The sequence below is a fragment of the Stutzerimonas stutzeri genome, assembly GCF_009789555.1.
Classification (GTDB): Bacteria; Pseudomonadota; Gammaproteobacteria; order Pseudomonadales; family Pseudomonadaceae; genus Stutzerimonas; species Stutzerimonas stutzeri_R.
Genome location: NZ_CP046902.1, coordinates 3,442,858 through 3,462,723, shown reverse-complemented (window position 1 = coordinate 3,462,723; position 19,866 = coordinate 3,442,858). Strand labels below are relative to the sequence as shown.

The following is a 19,866-nucleotide window of genomic DNA, read 5'->3' as shown; positions in this document are numbered from 1 at the left end:
GCCGAGCGATCCCGTGGGCGCCAGGCGCGTGCGCTCAGGGAATGGTTATGCGGCCTTCCTTGCCCGCTTCGCGAAAGCGCGCCTGCAATACGTCCGCCAGGCGTTGCTTGGCCTGATCTTCGCCATGGATGAGGCGGATCTCTGTCGGCCATTGCTTCATGTGCGTGACGAAACCGACCAGGTCGGCCTGGTCGGCATGAGCCGAATAGCCGCCTACGCTATCGATGCCGGCGCGGATGTCGATGCGTTCCCCGTCCAGAACCACGAACCCGCCTTCGGGTCCATGGGTCTGGATGTCCCGTCCGGGCGTGCCCTTGCCTTGATAGCCGACAAACACAACGTGATGTCTGGGATCGCCCAGCATGGCCTTCAGGTAGTTGACGATCCGCCCGCCCGAGCACATGCCGTTGCCGGCGATGACGATTGCAGGCCGCGCGGTTTCGGTGAGGTGCTGGACGATGCGCAGGTGTTCGTCGTGGTCGTCTACGGTGATCAGTTGCTTGAAGGACAGCGGCCTGCGTCCTTCCTCGAGGCGGTGCCTGGCGTCGTCGTCCCAGAAACCCTGTAGCGCCTTGTAGGTCCGGGTGAACCGGCCGGCGAGCGGCGAGTCGAGAATGATCGGAAGCTGCGGCCAGTCGATATCGGGTGCGCCTTCGGCGGCCGGCTTCCCGGGTTCGGCATGCGTGCCATGGGCCTGCGCCGACTCGCTTTTTTCGAACAGGATTTCTTCGAGCTCATACAGCAATTCCTGCGTCCGGCCGATGCTGAAGGACGGAATGAGCACCGTGCCCTGGTCTGCCAGCGCACGCTCGATGGCCGCCTGCAGTCGCTCGCGGCGGTGCGTGCGGTCTTCATGGCGACGGTCGCCGTAAGTGCTTTCCAGGATCAGCAGGTCGGCGCGTTCCGGCGGGACGAGGTCAGGCAGAATCGGCGAATGTGGCGCACCCAGATCGCCGCTGAAGACCACACGCTCGTCACCGCTACCGGCAGCGCTCAGGTCCAGTTCGACATAGGCCGACCCCAGCACGTGGCCGGCCGGTTGCAGGCGCACCTTGCAGGCGACCGTATCGGTCTCGTGAAGGGTAAACCAGTGGTCGTAGGGAAGCGCGATGATGCGTTGCTAGACAACCCTGAGGTAACGCTCCAATTGCTCCTGGTCGCGGCTGATCGAAAGGCGGAACGCGTCTTCGAGCACGATCGGCAGCAGCTCGGCCGAAGGCTCGCTGCAGAGAATAGGTCCGTTGAAGCCTGCAGCCAGCAGATTCGGAATACGCCCGACGTGGTCGATGTGAACGTGGGTCACGATCAATGCCTTGATGCCCTCGATCGGGAAATCAAGCGCCAGCTCGTCGTCGTGTTGTTCGTCGTCCTCGCCCTGAAACTGGCCGCAATCGATCAATACGCTGTTGGCCTCGTCCATCCACAATTGATGGCACGAGCCGGTGACGCCTTCGCGTGCGCCGTGGTGGACGAGTTTCGTGTGTTTCATCGCAATTCCTTGGCTCAAGGTGGTCGCGCTGAGGCTGGGCTGGACAGCGCGGGAAGCCATACAGCGGCTTTCCGTGCATTTGGGCAACTTGCCGAGTGGCATAGTTTCCGGTGTGAGCGCCGTGCCTGACGAAACGAAGCCCGCCAGGGGCGGGCTTCGCATGTAACCAGTGGGAATCGCGGCGTTCGCAGGCCGCGTGCGAGTCGTTTCGATCGATGAGAACCGGCTGGGCGCCGACGACCTAGATGAACGACTGCCTCGATGCGCCGCGTGGGAGGCGGTTTCGCCCTGGAAGTTGTTCCAGGCGACGCTGCCACTCGGTGCGCGCCGTCCTGGCAGGAGTCGGTTTCCCGGGGGTAGGTGCTGCTGGCGCCTTCGCTGCTTTCGCCGCCGCTCTGAGATCAGCGAGGCTTGGGGTCTTGCGCACGGGCTCGTTGGCCTTCTTTTCGACGGTGCGAAGGCAGAGCTTGCATGAAACCCGGCTGGCATCCGGGGTGGTGGCGAGACTCGAACCTGTGCGTCCGCATGCAGCGTTCTCTGGGGAGGCGGAGTAGTGGATGACCAAGGTATTGTTCCTGCTTTTTTTCGGGCGCGGGATAGTACACGTCATCGCCGTGGCGGTAAAAAAAGCGGCAACGAGTCGCTGCGCCGGGAGCAGCGAAACAGTGGTGCGCAGGAGGTGAAACGGGCGCCACCAGCGGCCTGAAGGCACTGTTCATTTGCTCGACGGAAATAGCGGAACACAGAGGCCAGCAGCGCTTCGGTCGAGCGGGGCTACGGCTGAGCTCTCGCAGTACGGTGGATCGGTGCTGGAGGCGGAACCCCGTGTGGCGGATGGGGCCAGTCCGCCGCACGGTTCGTCACCGCCAATGAGCCGGGCTCAGCGGGCCTGTGCGTCCTGCAATTGCTCTTGCGCCTCGGACAGCTTGCGTTGGCGTTTCTCGATCTTTTCCGGCGAGCCATCCGCCTGCGCTTCGCGCAGATCGGCCTCGCGTTCGACCACCTCGCGCCGTGCTTCGTCAATGGCGTCTTGCCTTTCGGCCTGTAGTCCTGCCTCGGTGCAGCTCGCCTGGAGCGACTTCAGCGCGGTTTCAAGACCCCGGATGCGCCCGTCGTGTCCCTGTTCCTGCGCTTGCTGCAATTTACGACGCACCTCCGCCTCCTTTTCGGCGCAACCCTGCGCCTGTGCCAGGCCAGCGGTGAGCATCAAACAGAACATCGAGAGTATGAAACGCATGCGAGGTGCTCCCTGAAAGGTCGTGGCCTCGATGCGATCACCGAGGCCGGTAGTCGGTTTAAAAAGGGCGGGCGGCTCAGCCTTCACCGTAGCGGACTAGAACCGGCCCTGAAGCGGATACTCCACGGCCAGGCGAATCTGGTCGGCGTCCAGCTCGGTCTGGTCGATATTGCCACGATGCACCGCGTAACGGGCGCTGAACGTCATCCCTTGGGCGGCCCCGCTCTGCACAACATAACGGGCTTCCAGGTCACGCTCCCAATGGCGTCCGTTACGGCCGTAGCCAAGGTAGGCATAGCCCCCGTTGGGGTCCGCATGGCTGCCGTCAATGCCATGACCGCGAATATAGGCCGCACTGAAACTCAGGCCTTCGATACCGTAGCCGGACATTGCCAGGTCGTAGCGCAATTGCCATGAGGCTTCGTTCGGGCCGTTGAAATCGGACAATGCCACCGCATTGGTGAGATAGATGGCCCCGCGGGTGACATAGTCGAACGGCGTACCCCCATCGACCTTCTGATAGCCCAGCGAAATTCGATGGGCGCCGCGATGATAGGTGCTCATCAGGCTCCAGGTGGCGTTGTCGATGTCGCCCGAACGCGCTTCACCCGTGTCCTGCGTGCGATACACATTCACGTTGAAGGACAACGCCTGCTCGTCATCGAGCGGCCAGGCATATACGGCGCCCAGGTAGTGCTGCCGCCAGGTTTCGTCGTAGCGCGCGCTGTAGAGAGCCAGCTTGAGACCCGTGGCTCCGTCATGGTTAGCGCCCAGAAAGTCGAACGAGTCGCCCTGTCTTGCGTTGGAGTAGTTCACGACGAATCCACGGTCGTGGCTGCTGGCATTGCGGTCGGTACTTTCTGTGAAATGACCGCCGCTGAGGGTCAGGTTGCTCCATGGCTGGCTGGTCATCGACAAGCCCGTCGCGGTTTCGGGCAACAGGCGACTGTCGGAGGAACCGAAAACGGGCGTCTTGACCCGCTGCTCGCCGTACTTCAGCACCGTGGACGACAGACGCAGTTTCGCCGCTGCGCCAGCACGGGCGTATTCGTCCTGGGGATGCCCCTCGTTATCCATCGCCAGCAGGCGAGCCTTGCCCGCGCGACCACCGCCGCTGTCCAGTTTTACCCCCAGATAGGCGTGAGCATCGAGACCGAAGCCGACCGTGCCCTGCGTGAACCCCGAGGTGTAGCTGCCCATCAGCCCATAGCCCCATTCTTCCGCCCGATCGTTGCGTTCGCCGTGTGGTTTCGTCGCATTGCGCGCGGCCCCGTTCAGGCTGCCGTGGCGGTAGTCACGGCGGTCATGGACGGTGCGGTTCAGCAGGGTCCATGAGGCATCTTCAACGAAGCCCGTCGCCTGTTCCTGCGCTCCTGCAGCGGTCACCAGTGGCAGGCAGGCAACCGGCAACGCCCATAGCCAGCGGCACGATTGTCTATTCATCGTCTGGCCCTAGAAGTACTTCAGCCAGGCGATATCACGACGGCGCTGCTTGAGTTGTGCGAACCAGCGGGTCGGAAAATAAAGCGCCACCGACAACATCGCTGCCCATAGCCAGATGCCGGCGAGGCTATCGAAGCCGTAGTAATCGCCCTGGTTCAGGCCCCAGGTCTGCACGGCGATCAGATACAGCGCCTTGAGTAGAAGCAGGTGCAAGACGTAGAAAAACATGGGCGCGCCGCCATACAGCGAAAGCACCTTCAGCACGGGGCGGCCTTCGAGCTGCTGAAACCAGGCGAGCAGCAGAAAACCGACGCCGATGGTTGGAATCAGGAACATCAGGGAAGGTGGGTACTTGGTGAGCGACATGAAGCTCATGAAGGTGCGTACGCCGTTCTCCATGTGGCTCCACGGCTTGTCGCCATAGACATTCAGGTAGCGGATGAGAGCGAAGCCCACCAGTAAACCGATCCCCGCTATCAACAGGCGGCGGGTACGCTGCGCAGGATCGGCCTCACGTGCGAACCAGGGACCGGCGCAGTAGCCCAGTGCGATCAGACCGATCCAGGGCAGGATGGGATACGTGGTCCGGGCACGCGTGTGCTCGGTGATTTCGAGGAAAGCGCGCTGATGCAGGATCGACCAGATCTCGAAGTACGGCGAATCCGCGGTAAGTGTGATGCCATCGAGCAGGTTGTGGCCGGCCACGATCACCAGGCCCAGCACTGCCAGCGCCGCACGCGGCATGTGGATAAGCGCGGACAGCACGATCATGCTCAAGCCGATCGCCCAGATGACCTGCAGCCACAGGGTCGGCGGTATGAAGGTTGCGTTCCAGGCGAAGTTCACCAGCGTCAATTCGAGGAACACGAGGAATAGGCCCCGCTTGAGCAGAAACGTCGATACTTCGCGGCGGCTGTGGGATTGCCCGTACAACCAGGCGGAAAGCCCGGTCAGGAACACGAAGACCGGCGCGCAGACCATGCTGCTGATACGGGTGAAGAACAGCTCCGGTGGCGTGTTGACCGGATCCATGGGGTCGCCTACCTGAACGTGCAGGAAAAACGTTTCCCTCACGTGATCGACAAGCATGAACAGCATGACCAGACCGCGCAATGCATCGATCGCCAGCATCCGCGTGCGAATCTGAGTCTGGACATGAAGGGATGAAATCGTACCGGCGGGAGGCATCGTGGCGGCGGCGTTGGCCATGGAAACGGCGTCCTTGGAATGAAACGGGACGCGAAAGTTATAGTATAACAACGCATTTTGGAATGGCCGCGCGCATAATTCGGACCGTTCCCGTCTCAGCGGTTATCGTCTGGATCCGGCGTCAGCTGCTGCAGCCGCGCGTACGCGCGGCGGCCGGGCTAGCGGCTACCGTCATCCAGGCGGTCCGAGCCGCGTCGGGCGTAGCGCGCAGCGAGACGCTCGACGGGCACACCGCAGGCGAACTGCAACGCCAGCAGGCGATTGTGTAGCGAGCGCCGCCACCAGCCGTCGCGCCGCCAGCGACGGGGGTCGACGCGCACGCCATCGTCCAGGCGAACGAATCGACCGCGTTGACGTAGATGCTTGACCAGTTCGACTTCCTCGAACAGGGGCCAGGGACTGTGCTGGCCGCTGTCGTGATAAGCCTGAGCCGTAACGAACAGGCCCTGGTCGCCGTAGGGCACACCGAACCGATTGCGCAACCGGACCAGACGCTCAAGCAGCACGCCCTGCCAGCCGGTGGGGTCGGCGAAGCGGAACATGAAATAACCACCCACCGCGCCCTCGGCGATGGCTGCCTGCATCGCGGATAGCGGGTTGTCATGCAGATGCGCGTCCGCATGCAGGAACCACAGCACGGAATGCTTCGCGTGACGGGCGCCGAGGCGCAGCTGCTCGCCCCGGCAGGGCGTGGCTGGCAGCCAGGTGACGGCGTGTCGCTCGCACAACAGCTGACATCGCTCGCTCGCCGCGGCATCCACGACAAGAATCTGGCCCTCGACCCCAGCGCCTTGAAACAGCGGGATAAGAGTGCCCAGCAGCTGTGCCAGGGGCTGTTCATCGTGCCAGCACGGAATGATCACGCTGAGGGCGCTCGGCTCACTCATCGCGACGGATTCCGGGTGCGCCCAGTACAGCGCGCAACCTTCGTCGCGCCGGGCGTTCGTCGTCGCGCAGCGCTGCGGCCAGCGGCACAAGATCCTGGGCGTGATCGACGTCGAAGGACTCGCCGACGATGGCGACCTCATGTCCTGCCTGTCGGCACAGGTGCGTGAGCGCGCTCGCGAGTCGATGAGTGCTCCAGGGCAAGTGGGTCAGATCGGGCCAGGAGCGATTGGACGCCATCAGCACGACACCGCCATCACGCGCACCGAGCAACACCGTATCGGCGCACTGCAGCCGTCGCGCGACATGCAGGTAGTCATCGGGACGCAGGGCAGGGCAGTCACTGCCGATGAATAGCAGTTGGCGATGGCCCCAGGCGCGCAACTGGGCGTCCAGCGCGTTCAGGCGCTCGCCGAGGTTGCCGTCGGGTTGCGCCATGCAGTGCGCCGCGCCGGCAATCGATTGCGCCCAGCCAAGATGTTGTACGTGGTCCGGGGCGATCACCCTGGCACCGGGCCACTGATGCAGGTCTTCCAAGGCGCAGGCGAGCATCGCCTGTGCGATGGACAGCGCGGCGTCCTGTCCCAGTGTGACCGCCAGGCGCTGCTTGGCATGACCGTGCGCGGGTTTTTTGCACAGCAGGACCAGACAGGGCGTCGCGCCCTCGTCGGTCGAACGGAATCGCTCTGCAAGCAAGGGGTGAGCCCTCCGCACTTTTGGCTACGCTGATGAGAGTGGTCGTTGATCGCCAGCGACTCATTCCGCCGGATGCTTACCGCGCTGGCGGGGCGGATCCACGCACACCGGAGTGACGATTGCGATGCGTGACACTTTACCGCTGCTCGATGCATTGCGCTTCCCGCCGATCCGGCGCAGCCGCCTGGAGATATTGCAGGTCAATCTCACCTACCGCTGCAACCAGCGCTGCCTGCATTGCCATGTGAACGCCGGTCCGACACGTACCGAGGCGATGACTGACGAAACCCTCGCCCTCCTGCATCGCGTGATCGATGCGCATCTGGTGCACACGCTCGACCTGACCGGCGGCGCCCCGGAAATGCACCCGCGCTTCGGTGAAATCGTCACGCATGCCCGCGGTGAAGGGTTGCGAGTCGTCGACCGCTGCAATCTGACCATTCTTGGCGAGCCCGGTTACGAGTACCTCGCAGGTTTTCTGGCCGATCAACAGGTCGAGGTGACCGCTTCGCTGCCGTGTTACTCGCGTGAGAACGTCGACCGGCAGCGCGGCGACGGCGTGTTCGAAGCCAGCATCGCCGCGCTGCGCCAGCTCAACCAACTGGGCTACGGCGAGGAGGGCGGTGCGCTGCTGCTCAACCTCGTCTACAACCCGCAGGGCCCCTCTTTGCCGCCGCCACAGGCGCAACTGGCGGCAGACTACAAGGCCCATCTGGCCGAGGATTTCGGCATCCGTTTCAATCACTTGCTGACCATTACCAATCAGCCGATCGCGCGGTTCGGCAGCACGCTGGTCAGCAAGGGGCAGTTCAACGAGTACATGCGGTTGTTGCGAGAGCGTTATCGGGCGGAAAATCTCGACGCGGTGATGTGCCGCACGCTGGTGAGCGTCGACTGGCAGGGCTATCTCTACGACTGTGACTTCAATCAGATGCTGGGCCTGTCCATGTCATTGCCCGGTGTGATTGGCCGAGACCGTGCCCACCTGCATGATCTGTTGAAACCATCGGGTCTGGGCGCGAACCCCATCGTCACCCGCGATCACTGTTACGCCTGTACCGCAGGCCAGGGCTCGAGCTGCGGTGGCGCCCTGAAGGACTGATCGACCGAATCGCACCAATAACCGAGCCGATGTCCTGGCGGTCATTCCCCCGCGTGCCACGAATCGCCGTAAACGGCGATCTCGATAAGTCGCGCACGTCGGCCGCGCTGGCCCATATTCATATATGAATTTAAATATTGAAATTATACGTATGTGGAGTAGGCTGTAGTGAACGGTCATCAACGCGGAGCTGAAGATGAAACTCGAACAGGCAGCCAGCAAGCCGGACATCGCCTCGCCCGAGGCAGGACGCGTAGCGCTGACGTTCTTCTTCAATCTCATGCGGTTATGGCAGTGCAGTGCCGAACAGCAGCGGGTCTTGCTCGGGTCGGTGGGTAACACGACCTATTTCAAATACAAGAAACTCCCGGAAGTGCGTTTGCCGCGCGATACGCTGGAGCGGATCTCCTATCTGATGGGTATCCACAAGGCGCTGAGGATTCTGTTCAGCAACCAGACGGAACGGGCGTACGAATGGGTCCACAAGCCCAATGATGCCGCACCGTTCAACGGTGTGAGCGCGCTGGACTACATGCTCGGTGGGCAGGTGGTCGACCTGGCCGACGTGCGCCGTTATCTGGACTGGGTGCGGGGCTGATGCGCGAGATCCTGCCGGCCTGGCGGCACGCGTACCGCATCATCAACAGCTCGTTTCCGCCATTGGCCGTATTCGAAGATACGCTCAGCCCGGACGACCTGGAGATCGCTTTCGCACTGGAGGCGATGACCAATGACCGGCTGCGCGAGGAGGCCGGGCTGTTGCAACGGGTCGGGCCGGGCGACCGCGTCAGCGGGCCGGGGTCGACAGTGGTGATGGCCGCGTTCACGCATATAGGCAATCCCAGCCGCTTCAGTGACGGCAGCTACGGGGTCTATTACTGCGCCAGTTCCATTGACGCCGCCATCGCCGAAACCAAGTTCCATCAGGAGCGGTTCCTGGCCGCCACGCATGAAGCCAATGTCGAGATCACCGTGCGCGCGTATATCAACAAGGTCGTCAAGCCCGTGCTCGATGTGCGCGACATGCCCGAGTTGCATCGGCCCGATCCGTCCGCCTATGGCGACAGCCAGGCATTCGCCCGTGAGCACCGTGACGGCAAGACCTGGGGGTTGCTCTACCGAAGCGTGCGCCTGGACGGCCATGAGTGCGTCGCGGCGTTCCGGCCACAGGCGGTGTCGCTGCCCGTGCAGGGGCCGCATCTGCGTTACGTCTGGGACGCTCGCGCAGGCGCCATTACCCACATCCTGCAAATGAGCGAAGTAAAGGTCTGACCGGCAGGGCTTGGTTCTTGAGTCCGATCAAGTCGTCGCAGGCGGTGGCCCGCTAACCTGAGCGCTCCAGTCGCTGCGAGCATGAGGCCATGGCGAAGAAATTCCCGATGAATCCTCCACATCCCGAGCGAATCTGCTGGGGATGCGACCGCTATTGCCCGGCGGATTCACTCGCCTGCGGCAACGGCGCCGGCCGCACCCAGCATCCGGCGGAAATGATAGGCGATGACTGGTACCTGCACGGCGACTGGGGTTTCGACCTGATAGCCTCCGACCGGCCGGACGCCAAGCGAGACTGAACGCCCCGTTCTGCCGGCTCGATGGCGCCGCTTTCCCTCGCTGGCCGCAAAATTCTTTTCACGGGACCGGCGACTAACGCTGCAACCGCAGGTACGCTTGGAACCAGCCGAAGCGTCGGCGAATGACCGTCCGGCGCGTCCTCGCGTGTCCCGCTTCAGAAAACCCCCAAGCGAACGATGAACTGGTGCAACGCCCACGTTGCTCGCCGCCGTGCGTCATCGCTGGTGGAGAGGGCACAGTCGCGGGCTTGCCTTCAATCCAGGCCAAACATGCCTAGCCCTACTCAGGAACCGAAACCATGCTGGTCGGTAGCTATAACGACGTTCTGGTGTTTTTCTCCTTCGTCGTCGCTGTGCTCGCTTCCTATACCGCACTCGACATGGCTGGGCGGGTGGCCACCGCGCAACACCGCGCGGCGCGCCTGTGGCTGGTCGGTGGGGCTTTTTCCATGGGGCTGGGTATCTGGTCGATGCACTTCATCGGCATGCTGGCGTTCAGCCTGCCGATTCCGCTCGGCTACGATCCGCTGATCACCGCCGGGTCACTGCTCATCGCCGTTGGCGCCTCGGCGATGGCGCTGTGGCTGGTCTCCCAGCGCGACCTGCCCTGGTTGCGTATCGTGCTGGGTGCGTTGCTGATCGGCGCGGGCATTACCGCGATGCACTACAGCGGCATGGCTGCGCTGCGCATGCAGCCCGGCATCGTTTATCACACCGGTTGGTTCATTGCGTCGGTCGTGGTGGCCGTAATCGCCGCGGGCGCCGCCCTGTGGCTGGCGTTTCGCCTGCGCGATAACCTCGCCCATCAACAACTCTGGCGGACCTGCGCGGCCCTGGTCATGGGGCTCGCGATCGCGGGCATGCACTACACCGGGATGGCAGCAGCGAGCTTTCCCGACGGCAGCTTCTGCGGTGCGTCCAATACAGGCGTCGACACCCAATGGCTGGCGTTGCTGGTAATCGTCCTGACCCTGGCCGTGCTGGCCATTACGCTGATCGTCTCGGTTCTCGACAGCCGAATGCAATCACGTACATCGCTGCTGGCCACGTCGCTGGAAAAGGCCAACAGCGAGCTGATCCAGCTGGCGTTGCATGACAACCTCACCCGATTGCCCAACCGGATTCTGCTGGAGGATCGCCTGAGCCAGGCGTTGGAGATCGCCAGGCGTGAGCGCTCCTGCTTTGCGGTGATGTTCATGGACCTGGACGGCTTCAAGGCGGTCAACGACGCCTACGGCCACCACATCGGCGACGAGTTGCTGGTAAGCGTTACCGAGCGCTTGCGTGCCTGCACGCGTGCGCAGGACACGCTCGCACGGCTGGGGGGCGACGAGTTCGTGTTGCTGGCGGCTATCGCGGACCCGGGCGATGCCGCGACGCTGGCCGACAAGCTGGTGCGGCGTATCGACGAGCCGTTCGACCTGTCGCGCTACGAACTGCGTGTCTCGCTCAGTATCGGCATCGCGGTGTACCCCGGTGATGGCGAGGGCGAGCGTGATTTGCTGCTGCACGCCGATGCGGCCATGTACCACACCAAAAGCGCTGGCCGGAACGGCTACAGCTTCTTCGAACCTTCGATGAATGCCAACGCTGTGGAACATCTGCAATTGCTGCACGACCTGCGCCTGGCCGAAGCGCGGGGAGAGCTGCGCCTGCACTACCAGCCGAAATTCGAAGCGCCGGCCGGCCCGGTGCGCGGGTTCGAGGCGTTATTGCGCTGGCAGCATCCGACACGCGGCCTGCTCGCGCCGGATGCGTTCCTGCCCCTGGCCGAGAAAACCGGCCTGATCATCCCGATGGGCAAGTGGGTATTGGAGGAGGCGTGCCGGCAACTGCGCGAATGGCATCTGCAAGGCTTCAGCCGCTGGAGCATCGCCGTCAACCTGTCGGCCGTGCAGTTCGATCAGCCGGACCTGCCGGACATGGTCGCCCAGATCTTGGCTCGCCATGCCATCGCGGCGGAGAAGCTCACGCTGGAAATCACCGAAACCGTGGCCATGCGCGATCCCGAGATGACCATCGAAGCGCTGAAAAAACTCACCGACCTCGGCGTCCGGGCCTCTATCGACGATTTCGGCACGGGCTATTCGAGCCTGCTGTACCTCAAGCGGCTACCGGCGAGCGAATTGAAGATCGACCGCGCGTTCGTCAAAGAGATGAGCGTCGGCAACGAGGATTCGGTGATCGTCTCGGCGATCATCGCCTTGGCCAAGGCGCTGGAACTCGAGGTCGTTGCCGAGGGCGTGGAAACGCCGGAACAGCAGACGTTCCTGACCGACCTCGGCTGCCAAACGCTGCAGGGCTTCCTGCTGGACCGGCCCATGACCGCGGCGCAAGTCCTCGCGCGCGCCGAACAGGCACGCAACGCACTGCCCGCCTGAGACCCGTATCGGCGCCGGCCCCGAAAGCCTCGCCGAGCCTCAGAACCAGCGGTCGTTGCGCTTGCGACCGCGCGTCATCGCCGGGATGATCAGCCCGGCCAGAAGGCCCGCGCCAGCGATGCTGCCGCCGTAGACCATGTAACGCATCAGCACTTGGTTGTTTTCGTCGCCGAGCCGCGCCTGGGCGTCACGCAGTTCCGACTCGGTCGCGGTGAGCGCGGTGTCCAGCGCCTGGCGACGGGCTTCCAGTTCATCGATCAGCGCCTTGCGCGAGTCGAGCGTCTCCTGCATGCCCTGCACACGTGTCTTCCAGCTGTCATCGATGGTTCGCAACTCTTCGCTGAGTTGGGCGACCTGCTGTTCCAACGCCGGCAAGCGCTCTGCCTGGCCGGGCATCGCTTGCAGATCGGCGCTGCGGATCCACACGCGGTCGCCATTTGCGCCGCGAACCTGGCTGTAGTCGCCCTGTGTGTCGAGCAGCTCGACCTTTTCGCCGGAGGTCAGTGTGCCAACGATGCGATAGCCGTCGGTGGGCCCGCTGCGTACGTAGGTCGCCAGGCTGTCGCTGACCCAGCGATCATTGGCGGCTTGCTGCGCCTGGACGGGTGCGATGACAGCCAGCAGGCCGGCAAAGAGTCCGGCATGCAATGCCGGGCGCGAAACGGCGGATTTGGAAACACGGGAAAGCAGAGCAAGAAGATGACGGGATATGGACATGGTGGTCTTCACGTGAAATGAAAAATGAAGGCCCCGGTGAGCGGGCCAAAAACGGAACCTGACGAGGCCTCGCCCGCTGTCTGGACAGCCTGAGGCCTATGGAGACGGCTGCTTGCGAGGGGGAGGATATGTTTCCCGGTACCAGGCGCATGGCCTGTAGCGCCGTCGTCCCTGTAGTCCTGCAGCTGACAGACAACGGGCAGGGCGCCAGGTTCACTCAATGGTCATACGATTGTGCATCCTGCCTCGGACGGTGCGCCGCTGGCAATCATGGCGGACCGATGGCAGGCAGCCCCGCGTGTGTGTTCGACGCAGGCTCACAAGACGCTGACAGCATGGGCCCGGATCATGATCTGCTCCTGGCGAAAGCGGCTTTCGAGTTGGTGCCGGTAGGCGCGCCACCAGGCGCGATCCAGCTCCGGGGCCATCACCTCGTAGATCACCAGGTCATCGCGCACTGTCTGTTCGCCATCTTCCAGCCAGAGGCCGTCGGCAGGCGCCCGGCTGTAGGCGGTCAGCCCATTGAAGCGTGCGACCAGTTCCTGACGAACCTCGCCGAACAGCGTTCTTGGCTGGGGGCGGTTATCGTTGTCGTACAGCGGAAGCAGCAGTTGAATCTGGTACATGCAAATCATCGCGCGGTTGGCTTCGGCATTTCGACCCTCGGCTGCCCGGTGAAATGCCTTCTTCGCCTCGGCAGGCGACAGCCGGCGCGACAGCGTCGGCCATGTCAAATCGATGGATGGGCCTGAATTCGCCCCGGCCGGCTGGCTCTAAGCAGGACAGATACAAGGAGAAGGCCAATGAACGCATCAAGCCCCGCGGTAGCGACCTTGCAGCACGCCCAGGACATCACGGCGCGCTGGTTGGACGGTGAATTGGGCGCCGAGCAGGCACAGCAGGCGCTGAAGTCGCTGTTCGACCAGTGGCAGGCCGGCGAGCCGGATAACGAGATCGAAGCGGTGGCGCAGGCATCATTGACCGCGGCCAGAATCGCGTTCCACGACTGGTTGCAGCGTGGCGAGAACTGCGAGGAGCTGGTGGCCCAGTTGCGCTGGATTCTCGACCCCTCGAAAGACGGTATGACCGATCCCGAACTCAATCTCCACGCGCCACATCGCCACGAATGATCACCGGCCCAACAGCACCACGATCACCGCTGCGAGCACCAGCGACAGGGCTTTCCAGAACAACACCGGGTTGCGCTCCATCAATGGCGGTCGTGCCCTGGCGAGATACGCCTTGCTAGGGTGACGCAGTTCGAAGACGAACTCGGACAGCGCCTCGTATCGTTTGTATGGGTCGGGGTGCAGCGCCTTGCGCAGCACATCATCGATCCAGGCTGGTACCGCGCGGTCGCAGTCGCGGATCGGGGTGTAGCTGAGCTTGTTCTGCGCGGCGCGGGTTCGGCACCGGGCAACACGGGCGCCATACGGCAGCTTGCCGCTCAGCATCTGATAGGTGATCACCGCCAGCGAAAACATGTCCGAGCGCGGTGTGCCGCTTTCCCCCAGGAAATATTCCGGCGCTGTGTACGGCGCCGTGCCGAGCAATTCGCTGCGCTCGGTCGGCGAGGTGATTTCCATGATCCCGGCGACGCGGGTCGAGCCGAAATCGATGATTTTCACCGTGCCGGTCGTGTCGATCATGATGTTTTCCGGGCGCAGATCCTGATGCAGCATTTCCAGACGGTGAAAGGCGTGCAGCCCCCTGGCGATCTGCTCGACGATGCCTCGCACCGTTTCCAGGTCCGGGCGCGGGTGGTCAATCATCCATTGCGTCAGCGTCTGACCTTCGATGAATTCGCTGACGCTGTAGAGAAAGTTGCGTTTGCGTGCCTGCTGGCAGGGCTTGACGACATGTGCGCTGTCGATACGTCGCGCCACCCACTCTTCGGTGAGAAATCGTTCGAGGTAGGCGGCATCGTGCCGAAGGTCCATCGAGGGCGTCTTGATGATGACGGGCGTGTCGTCATCCGCATCGAGCGCCAGGTAGACGTGGCTGCGGCTGCTGGCGTGAACCGCACGCACGATCGTGTACCCATCGAACCGCGCCCGCGCCTCCAGTATGGGCGGGAAGGGGAGTTCGGTGAGTTGCTGATAGCGCTCCTCCGGGGCCTGGACGGGCAACTGCTCGATGCGCAGGATCTGTACCGTGAGGTTGTCGTCGCTGTCGTTTTGCAGCGCTTGGGCCACTATTTCCCTGGCGGCGGCATCCAGATCGGCGGCATGCTGGGCGATCGCTTCGACCATGAAATGAGCATCGACGAACTCGTATACGCCGTCAGTGGCCAGAACGAAGATATCGCCGACCTCCACCCGTTCGGTGCGGTAGTCGATCTCCAACTGGGGGTGAATACCCAAGGCGCGACTCAGGTGGCTTTTGTCTTCGCCAAGCCACACGCGATGGTCGTGGGTCAGTTGTTCCAGTGTGCCGCCCTGCAGGCGATAGATGCGCGAGTCACCGGCGTGGAAGAGGTGTGCGGTGGTCGACTTGATGATCAGCGCGCTGAAGGTGCAGACGTATCCACGGTCTCGGTCGTAGCGGTATGGGCTCTGCTGGCTTTGCGCGTGCAGCCAGGAGTTGGTCGCCATCAGCACCCGCTGCGCCGAGGTCTTGACCGACCAGGCGTCCGAGGTGCAGTAGTAATCGGCGAAGAATCCGGTCACCGCCGCCTCGCTGGCGATATGGCTGACGGCGCTGCTGCTGATGCCGTCGGCAATCGCGATGGCGATGCCCTTGCTGCTCAGCTGTGGTTCCAGCGGAAGGTAGGCACCGTGGAAATCCTGGTTGCTGTCCTTGCGGCCCTTGTCGGTGTGTTGGCCCACCGAGACCTTGAGTTGAGCGTTCATGGCAGATGAAGAGCCCCGGTGGTCCGGGGCTCTTGGAACTCAGCGCAGCGCGCGCTTGGGGGCGGTCTTCACATGGGTGGTGTAGAGCGTCAGGCCGGTGAACGCCAGGCCTCCGACGAGGTTGCCCAGTGCCGTGGGAATCTCGTTCCAGATCATGTAATCCATGACTGAAAAATCACCGCCCATGATCATCGCCGAGGGGAACAGAAACATGTTCACCACCGAATGCTCGAAGCCCATGTAGAAGAACAGCATGATGGGCATCCACATGGCGATCGCCTTGCCGCTGACCGTCGTGGAAATCATCGCGCCGACCACGCCCATCGATACCATCCAGTTGCACAGCATGCCGCGCAGGAAAATGGTGGCCCAACCCGCCGCGCCGTATTCGGCATAACCGAGTGTGCGCGCTTCACCGATGTGGGAGATTTTCTCGCCGACCGTGCCGGGGTCGGTCGAAAAGCCGGTGGTGAAGACGAAGGCCATCATGAAGGCCACGGTCAGCGCCCCGGCAAAGTTGCCGATAAATACCAGCCCCCAGTTGCGCAGCACTCCGTTTACCGTCACGCCCGGACGCCGGTCCAGCAGCGCCAGCGGGGTCAGGACGAAGACGCCGGTCAGCAGGTCGAAGCCCATCAGATACAGCATGACGAAGCCGACGGGGAAGAGCATCGCGCCTACCAGCGGCGAGCCGGTCTGCACCGTAATGGTCACGGCGAACACCGCGGCCAGGGCCAGGATCGCGCCGGCCATGAAGGCCCGGATCAAGGTGTCCCGCGTGGACATGTAGATCTTGGACTCACCGGCGTCGACCATCTTGGTGACGAATTCCGAAGGGATGATGTAGGACATGTTCAATTCTCTGGGTGGGCGATCCGGTCCCGATCGGAGTCGGGTTCTCTTTCGGCAGCCCTGTGCGCGTTGGCGCACCGGGCTGCGAGGTCATGCTCAGCCTGCGGCGATTTCCACCGCGTCGCCGTTCAGGCGCGCCGGCCAGACCCGCAATGCGTGCTCCGGGTACTCCAGGCAGCTGCCGTCCTGCAGGCGAAAGTGCTGCTTGTACAGCGGCGAGGCTATGACCAGGTCGCCCTTCAACTGCCCGACAATGCCGCGACCAATGACGTTGGCACCCGATTTCGGGTCCTTGTTGGCGATGGCGAACACCTGCTCGCCGGTCTCGCTATCGGGCAGGTGAAAGAGCGCGACCTGCTCGCCGTCGAGCCAGGCGACCACGCCGGAGTTGGCCACCAGATCGCGGCGGCTGCACAGTGCTTTCCAGGTAGAGGCACGAACGGAATCGACACGTACGACGTTGGACTGGCTCATCAGAGAACCTCCTCGGTGACGGGGATAAGGTGAAGTTCGGACGGGTGCGCCGGGCGGCGCTGGCCACGTTCCTTGACGAAATGGATATCCGGGTCGCCGCGCTGATCGTTGACGAAGGTACGGAAGCGCTTGAGTTTTTCCGGGTCCTTGATGGCGTTGGCCCATTCGCATTCGTAGCGATCGACCACCAATTGCATCTGCGCCTCCAGCTCGTTCGCCAGGCCCAGGCTGTCGTCGATGACGACTTCTTTCAGGTAATCCAGGCCACCGTCGAGGCTTTCGCGCCAGACCGAGGTGCGTTGCAGTTTGTCCGCGGTGCGGATGTAGAACATCAGGAAGCGGTCGATATAGCGGATCAGCGTTTCGTCATCGAGGTCGGTGGCGAACAGCTCGGCATGGCGCGGGCGCATGCCGCCGTTGCCCGCGACGTACAGGTTCCAGCCGTTCTCGGTGGCGATCACACCGATGTCCTTGCTCTGCGCCTCGGCGCATTCGCGGGTGCAGCCGGAGACACCGAACTTGATCTTGTGTGGCGAGCGCAGGCCCTTGTAACGGTCTTCCAGGCGCAGCGCCATGCCGACGCTGTCCTGCACGCCGTAGCGGCACCAGGTACTGCCGACGCAGGATTTGACCGTGCGCAGCGACTTGCCGTAGGCATGCCCGGTCTCGAAGCCGGCTTCGATCAGTTCGCTCCAGATATCCGGCAGTTCGTGCAACTGTGCGCCGAACAGGTCGATACGCTGGCCGCCGGTGATCTTGGTGTAGAGGTCGTATTTCTTGGCCACCGCGCCGAGGGCGATCAACTTGTCCGGGGTGATCTCGCCACCGGCGATGCGCGGCACCACCGAGTAGGTGCCGTTCTTCTGCATGTTCGCCATGAAGGTGTCGTTGGTGTCCTGCAACGGGATCAGCAGCGGATCGGTGATCGGCTGGTTCCAGCAGGAGGCGAGGATCGAACCCACGGCCGGCTTGCAGATATCGCAGCCAGTGTGGCCACGGCCATGTTTGGCCAGTAACTCCTCGAAGCTGATGATGCCCTCGACGCGAACGATTCCGTATAGCTCCTGCCGGGTATGGCCGAAGTGCTCGCAGAGGCTCTTGTCGACCTCGACGCCACGGGCCGTCAGCTCGTGCTCGAAGACCTGCTTGAGCAGCGCGCTGCAACCGCCGCAGCCGGTGCCAGCCTTGGTGACTGCTTTCAGCTCGCCGAGATCGGTGATGCCGGCGTCCACCTGGCAGCACACCGCGCCCTTGCTGACGTTGTGGCAGGAGCAAAGGGTGGCGGTGTCCGGCAGGGCATCGGCCCCCAGGGTCGGTGCGCCATCGGACAGCGGCAGAATGAGGCTGGATGGATCGGCCGGCAGCTTGATGCCGTTCTGTGCGTATTGCAGCAGGGTGTCGTAATAGCTGTTGTCGCCGATCAGCACGGCGCCGATGACGCGCTTGCCGTCTTCGGACAGCACCAGACGGCGGTAGCTGGCGTTGGCTTCGTCGATGAAGCGATAGCTCTTGGCCCCAGGCGTGGCGGCATGCGCATCACCAATCGAGCCGACATCGACGCCGAGCAGCTTGAGCTTGGTCGACATGTCCGCGCCGGTGAAGGGCTGGTGCGGTTCGCCGACCAACAGAGCGGCCAGATTGCGCGCCATGGTATAGCCCGGCGCCACCAGGCCGTAAATCATTCCGTTCCAGGACGCGCACTCGCCAATGGCGTAGATATCAGGGTCGCTGGTGCGGTAGTCGTTGTCGATCACCACGCCACCGCGCGGCGCGATGTCCAGCCCGGCGCCGCGGCCCAGGGCATCTTGCGGGCGAATGCCGGCGGAGAACACGATGAGGTCGGTTTCGAGAAACTCGCCGTCGTTGAAGTTCATCCGGTAAGCGTATTGCTCGCCGATGACGATCTCCCGCGTGGCGCGCGACAGATGCACGCCAACGCCGAGCGCCTCGATACGCGCCTTGAGCGCGGCACCGCCTTCTTCGTCGAGTTGCACCGGCATCAGGCGCGGCGCGAATTCGACGACATGGGCTTGCAGGCCGAGGGATTTCAGGGCATTGGCCGCCTCCAGCCCGAGCAGGCCGCCGCCGACCACCACGCCGCGCCTGGCGTGGGCGGCGGCGGCACGGATGGCGTCAAGATCATCGAGCGTGCGGTAGACCAGTCGCGAGTGGCCTTCGGCTCCCGGGATCGGCGGCACGAAGGGGTAGGACCCGGTCGCGAGAATCAGTCGGTCGTAGGCTTGACGGCCCTCGCAGGTGACGACTTCCTTGTGCGCGCGGTCGATTTCAAGCACCTGCACGCCGAGGTGCAGGTGAACACCGTTGGCGGCGTAATAGTCGGCGTCACACATCGCCAGGGATTCGGCATCGCGGCCACCGAAGTATTCGGACAGGTGAACCCGGTCATAGGCGCGCTGGTGTTCCTCGCCATAGACGTGGATCTGATACTGACCCAGGGCGCCGCGCTCGATCAGTTGCTCGACGCAGTGGTGGCCGACCATACCGTTGCCGATGACGACCAGTGTTTCGCTTTTGATCGGGGTGACGTTTGCGTTCATGAGCTGTTCCTCAGTCGAAGCCGTTCGAGGCGCGGCCAGCAAAAAAGCAAAAAAAAGCCTGGAGCTGACGGGTCAGCTCCAGGCGCCTTTGCCTGGTAATCGGAAAAATAGGGTGGGGGTGAGGTCGCGGGCTGCGTTGTCCGATTCACCCATCCCGCGCCGCTGGCGGCTCACGGTCATCGTTGACCGGCGGGACACGCTGCCGAGTGGATCGGCAAGCTTTGACGGAGCATTGCATCTAGCGTGCCAGCCTTGCTGGCGTCGTTCAGTCAGCGCGTCTGGTTCGGCTGCAGGACCCGGCGACAGGCGCTCCAGGCTGGCAGCTCCGGTCGTGGCATAACAGGCGGCGATCGCTCAGCGCCATGCACCACTGTGCCAAATCAGTGCGCGCTGCGCCGCC

General features: G+C 63.3%; 18 protein-coding genes and 1 pseudogene. 6 read left to right on the top strand and 13 right to left on the bottom strand.

Annotation, left to right across the window (positions count from 1 at the left end):
• Positions 1-34: 34 nt before the first annotated feature.
• The 7 genes and pseudogenes from GQA94_RS15805 to GQA94_RS15780 form a co-directional block, all read right to left on the bottom strand.
• Positions 35-1,489: pseudogene (locus GQA94_RS15805) on the bottom strand (MBL fold metallo-hydrolase).
• Positions 1,490-1,730: 241 nt separating this feature from the next.
• Complete coding sequence (locus GQA94_RS23440) at positions 1,731-2,054, bottom strand: hypothetical protein (RefSeq protein ID WP_233270172.1); 324 nt, start codon at positions 2,052-2,054, stop codon at positions 1,731-1,733.
• A 315-nt stretch (positions 2,055-2,369) separates the two neighbouring features.
• Entirely contained in the window at positions 2,370-2,726 is a 357-nt protein-coding gene (locus GQA94_RS15800) for a DUF1090 domain-containing protein (RefSeq protein ID WP_158188918.1), read from the bottom strand.
• A gap of 96 nt (positions 2,727-2,822) precedes the next feature.
• On the bottom strand, positions 2,823-4,169 hold the full coding sequence (locus GQA94_RS15795) for an OprD family porin (protein WP_158188917.1): 1,347 nt from the start codon (positions 4,167-4,169) through the stop codon (positions 2,823-2,825).
• Between the two features lie 9 nt (positions 4,170-4,178).
• Positions 4,179-5,357, bottom strand: a complete 1,179-nt coding sequence (locus tag GQA94_RS15790) for a DUF1624 domain-containing protein (RefSeq protein ID WP_233270267.1) — start codon at positions 5,355-5,357, stop codon at positions 4,179-4,181.
• 179 nt (positions 5,358-5,536) lie between these two features.
• A complete protein-coding gene (locus GQA94_RS15785) occupies positions 5,537-6,265 on the bottom strand; it encodes a glycosyltransferase (protein WP_158188915.1) in 729 nt (242 codons plus the stop codon).
• The gene (locus GQA94_RS15780) at positions 6,258-6,959 is read right to left on the bottom strand and encodes a TIGR04282 family arsenosugar biosynthesis glycosyltransferase (RefSeq protein ID WP_199270052.1); all 702 of its coding nucleotides are present in this window, start codon (positions 6,957-6,959) and stop codon (positions 6,258-6,260) included. Before GQA94_RS15780 ends, GQA94_RS15785 begins: the two co-directional genes overlap by 8 nt.
• 124 nt (positions 6,960-7,083) lie before the next feature.
• Here GQA94_RS15780 and arsS point away from each other — a divergent pair, with 124 nt between their 5' ends.
• From arsS to GQA94_RS15755, 5 genes are all read left to right on the top strand, one after another.
• Entirely contained in the window at positions 7,084-8,061 is a 978-nt protein-coding gene (gene arsS / locus GQA94_RS15775) for an arsenosugar biosynthesis radical SAM (seleno)protein ArsS (RefSeq protein ID WP_158188914.1), read from the top strand.
• A 196-nt stretch (positions 8,062-8,257) separates the two neighbouring features.
• Positions 8,258-8,659, top strand: coding sequence for an MbcA/ParS/Xre antitoxin family protein (locus GQA94_RS15770; protein ID WP_158188913.1), 402 nt, complete (start codon positions 8,258-8,260; stop codon positions 8,657-8,659).
• Positions 8,659-9,333, top strand: a complete 675-nt coding sequence (locus GQA94_RS15765; protein ID WP_158188912.1) for an RES family NAD+ phosphorylase — start codon at positions 8,659-8,661, stop codon at positions 9,331-9,333. Before GQA94_RS15770 ends, GQA94_RS15765 begins: the two co-directional genes overlap by 1 nt.
• Before the next feature lie 89 nt (positions 9,334-9,422).
• A complete protein-coding gene (locus GQA94_RS15760) occupies positions 9,423-9,632 on the top strand; it encodes a DUF3079 domain-containing protein (RefSeq protein ID WP_158188911.1) in 210 nt (69 codons plus the stop codon).
• A 299-nt stretch (positions 9,633-9,931) separates the two neighbouring features.
• Positions 9,932-12,013: a putative bifunctional diguanylate cyclase/phosphodiesterase gene (locus tag GQA94_RS15755; protein ID WP_158188910.1), complete on the top strand. Its 2,082-nt coding sequence runs from the start codon at positions 9,932-9,934 to the stop codon at positions 12,011-12,013.
• A 39-nt stretch (positions 12,014-12,052) separates the two neighbouring features.
• Here the strand turns inward: GQA94_RS15755 and GQA94_RS15750 are convergent, their stop codons facing one another.
• Both GQA94_RS15750 and GQA94_RS15745 read right to left on the bottom strand, forming a co-directional pair.
• On the bottom strand, positions 12,053-12,730 hold the full coding sequence (locus GQA94_RS15750; protein WP_158188909.1) for a TIGR04211 family SH3 domain-containing protein: 678 nt from the start codon (positions 12,728-12,730) through the stop codon (positions 12,053-12,055).
• Positions 12,731-13,047: 317 nt separating this feature from the next.
• On the bottom strand, positions 13,048-13,356 hold the full coding sequence (locus GQA94_RS15745; RefSeq protein ID WP_158188908.1) for a hypothetical protein: 309 nt from the start codon (positions 13,354-13,356) through the stop codon (positions 13,048-13,050).
• Between the two features lie 177 nt (positions 13,357-13,533).
• Here GQA94_RS15745 and GQA94_RS15740 point away from each other — a divergent pair, with 177 nt between their 5' ends.
• Positions 13,534-13,860, top strand: a complete 327-nt coding sequence (locus tag GQA94_RS15740) for a hypothetical protein (RefSeq protein WP_158188907.1) — start codon at positions 13,534-13,536, stop codon at positions 13,858-13,860.
• Here GQA94_RS15740 and GQA94_RS15735 read toward each other — a convergent pair whose 3' ends face one another.
• From GQA94_RS15735 to nirB, 4 genes are all read right to left on the bottom strand, one after another.
• Positions 13,861-15,582, bottom strand: a complete 1,722-nt coding sequence (locus tag GQA94_RS15735; RefSeq protein WP_158188906.1) for a bifunctional protein-serine/threonine kinase/phosphatase — start codon at positions 15,580-15,582, stop codon at positions 13,861-13,863. It lies immediately after the preceding gene.
• Between the two features lie 39 nt (positions 15,583-15,621).
• Complete coding sequence (locus tag GQA94_RS15730) at positions 15,622-16,434, bottom strand: formate/nitrite transporter family protein (RefSeq protein ID WP_158188905.1); 813 nt, start codon at positions 16,432-16,434, stop codon at positions 15,622-15,624.
• A gap of 96 nt (positions 16,435-16,530) precedes the next feature.
• Positions 16,531-16,908: a nitrite reductase small subunit NirD gene (gene nirD, locus GQA94_RS15725; protein ID WP_158188904.1), complete on the bottom strand. Its 378-nt coding sequence runs from the start codon at positions 16,906-16,908 to the stop codon at positions 16,531-16,533.
• Entirely contained in the window at positions 16,908-19,466 is a 2,559-nt protein-coding gene (nirB, locus tag GQA94_RS15720) for a nitrite reductase large subunit NirB (protein WP_158188903.1), read from the bottom strand. The genes nirD and nirB overlap by 1 nt, the downstream gene beginning before the upstream one ends.
• Positions 19,467-19,866 lie beyond the last annotated feature (400 nt).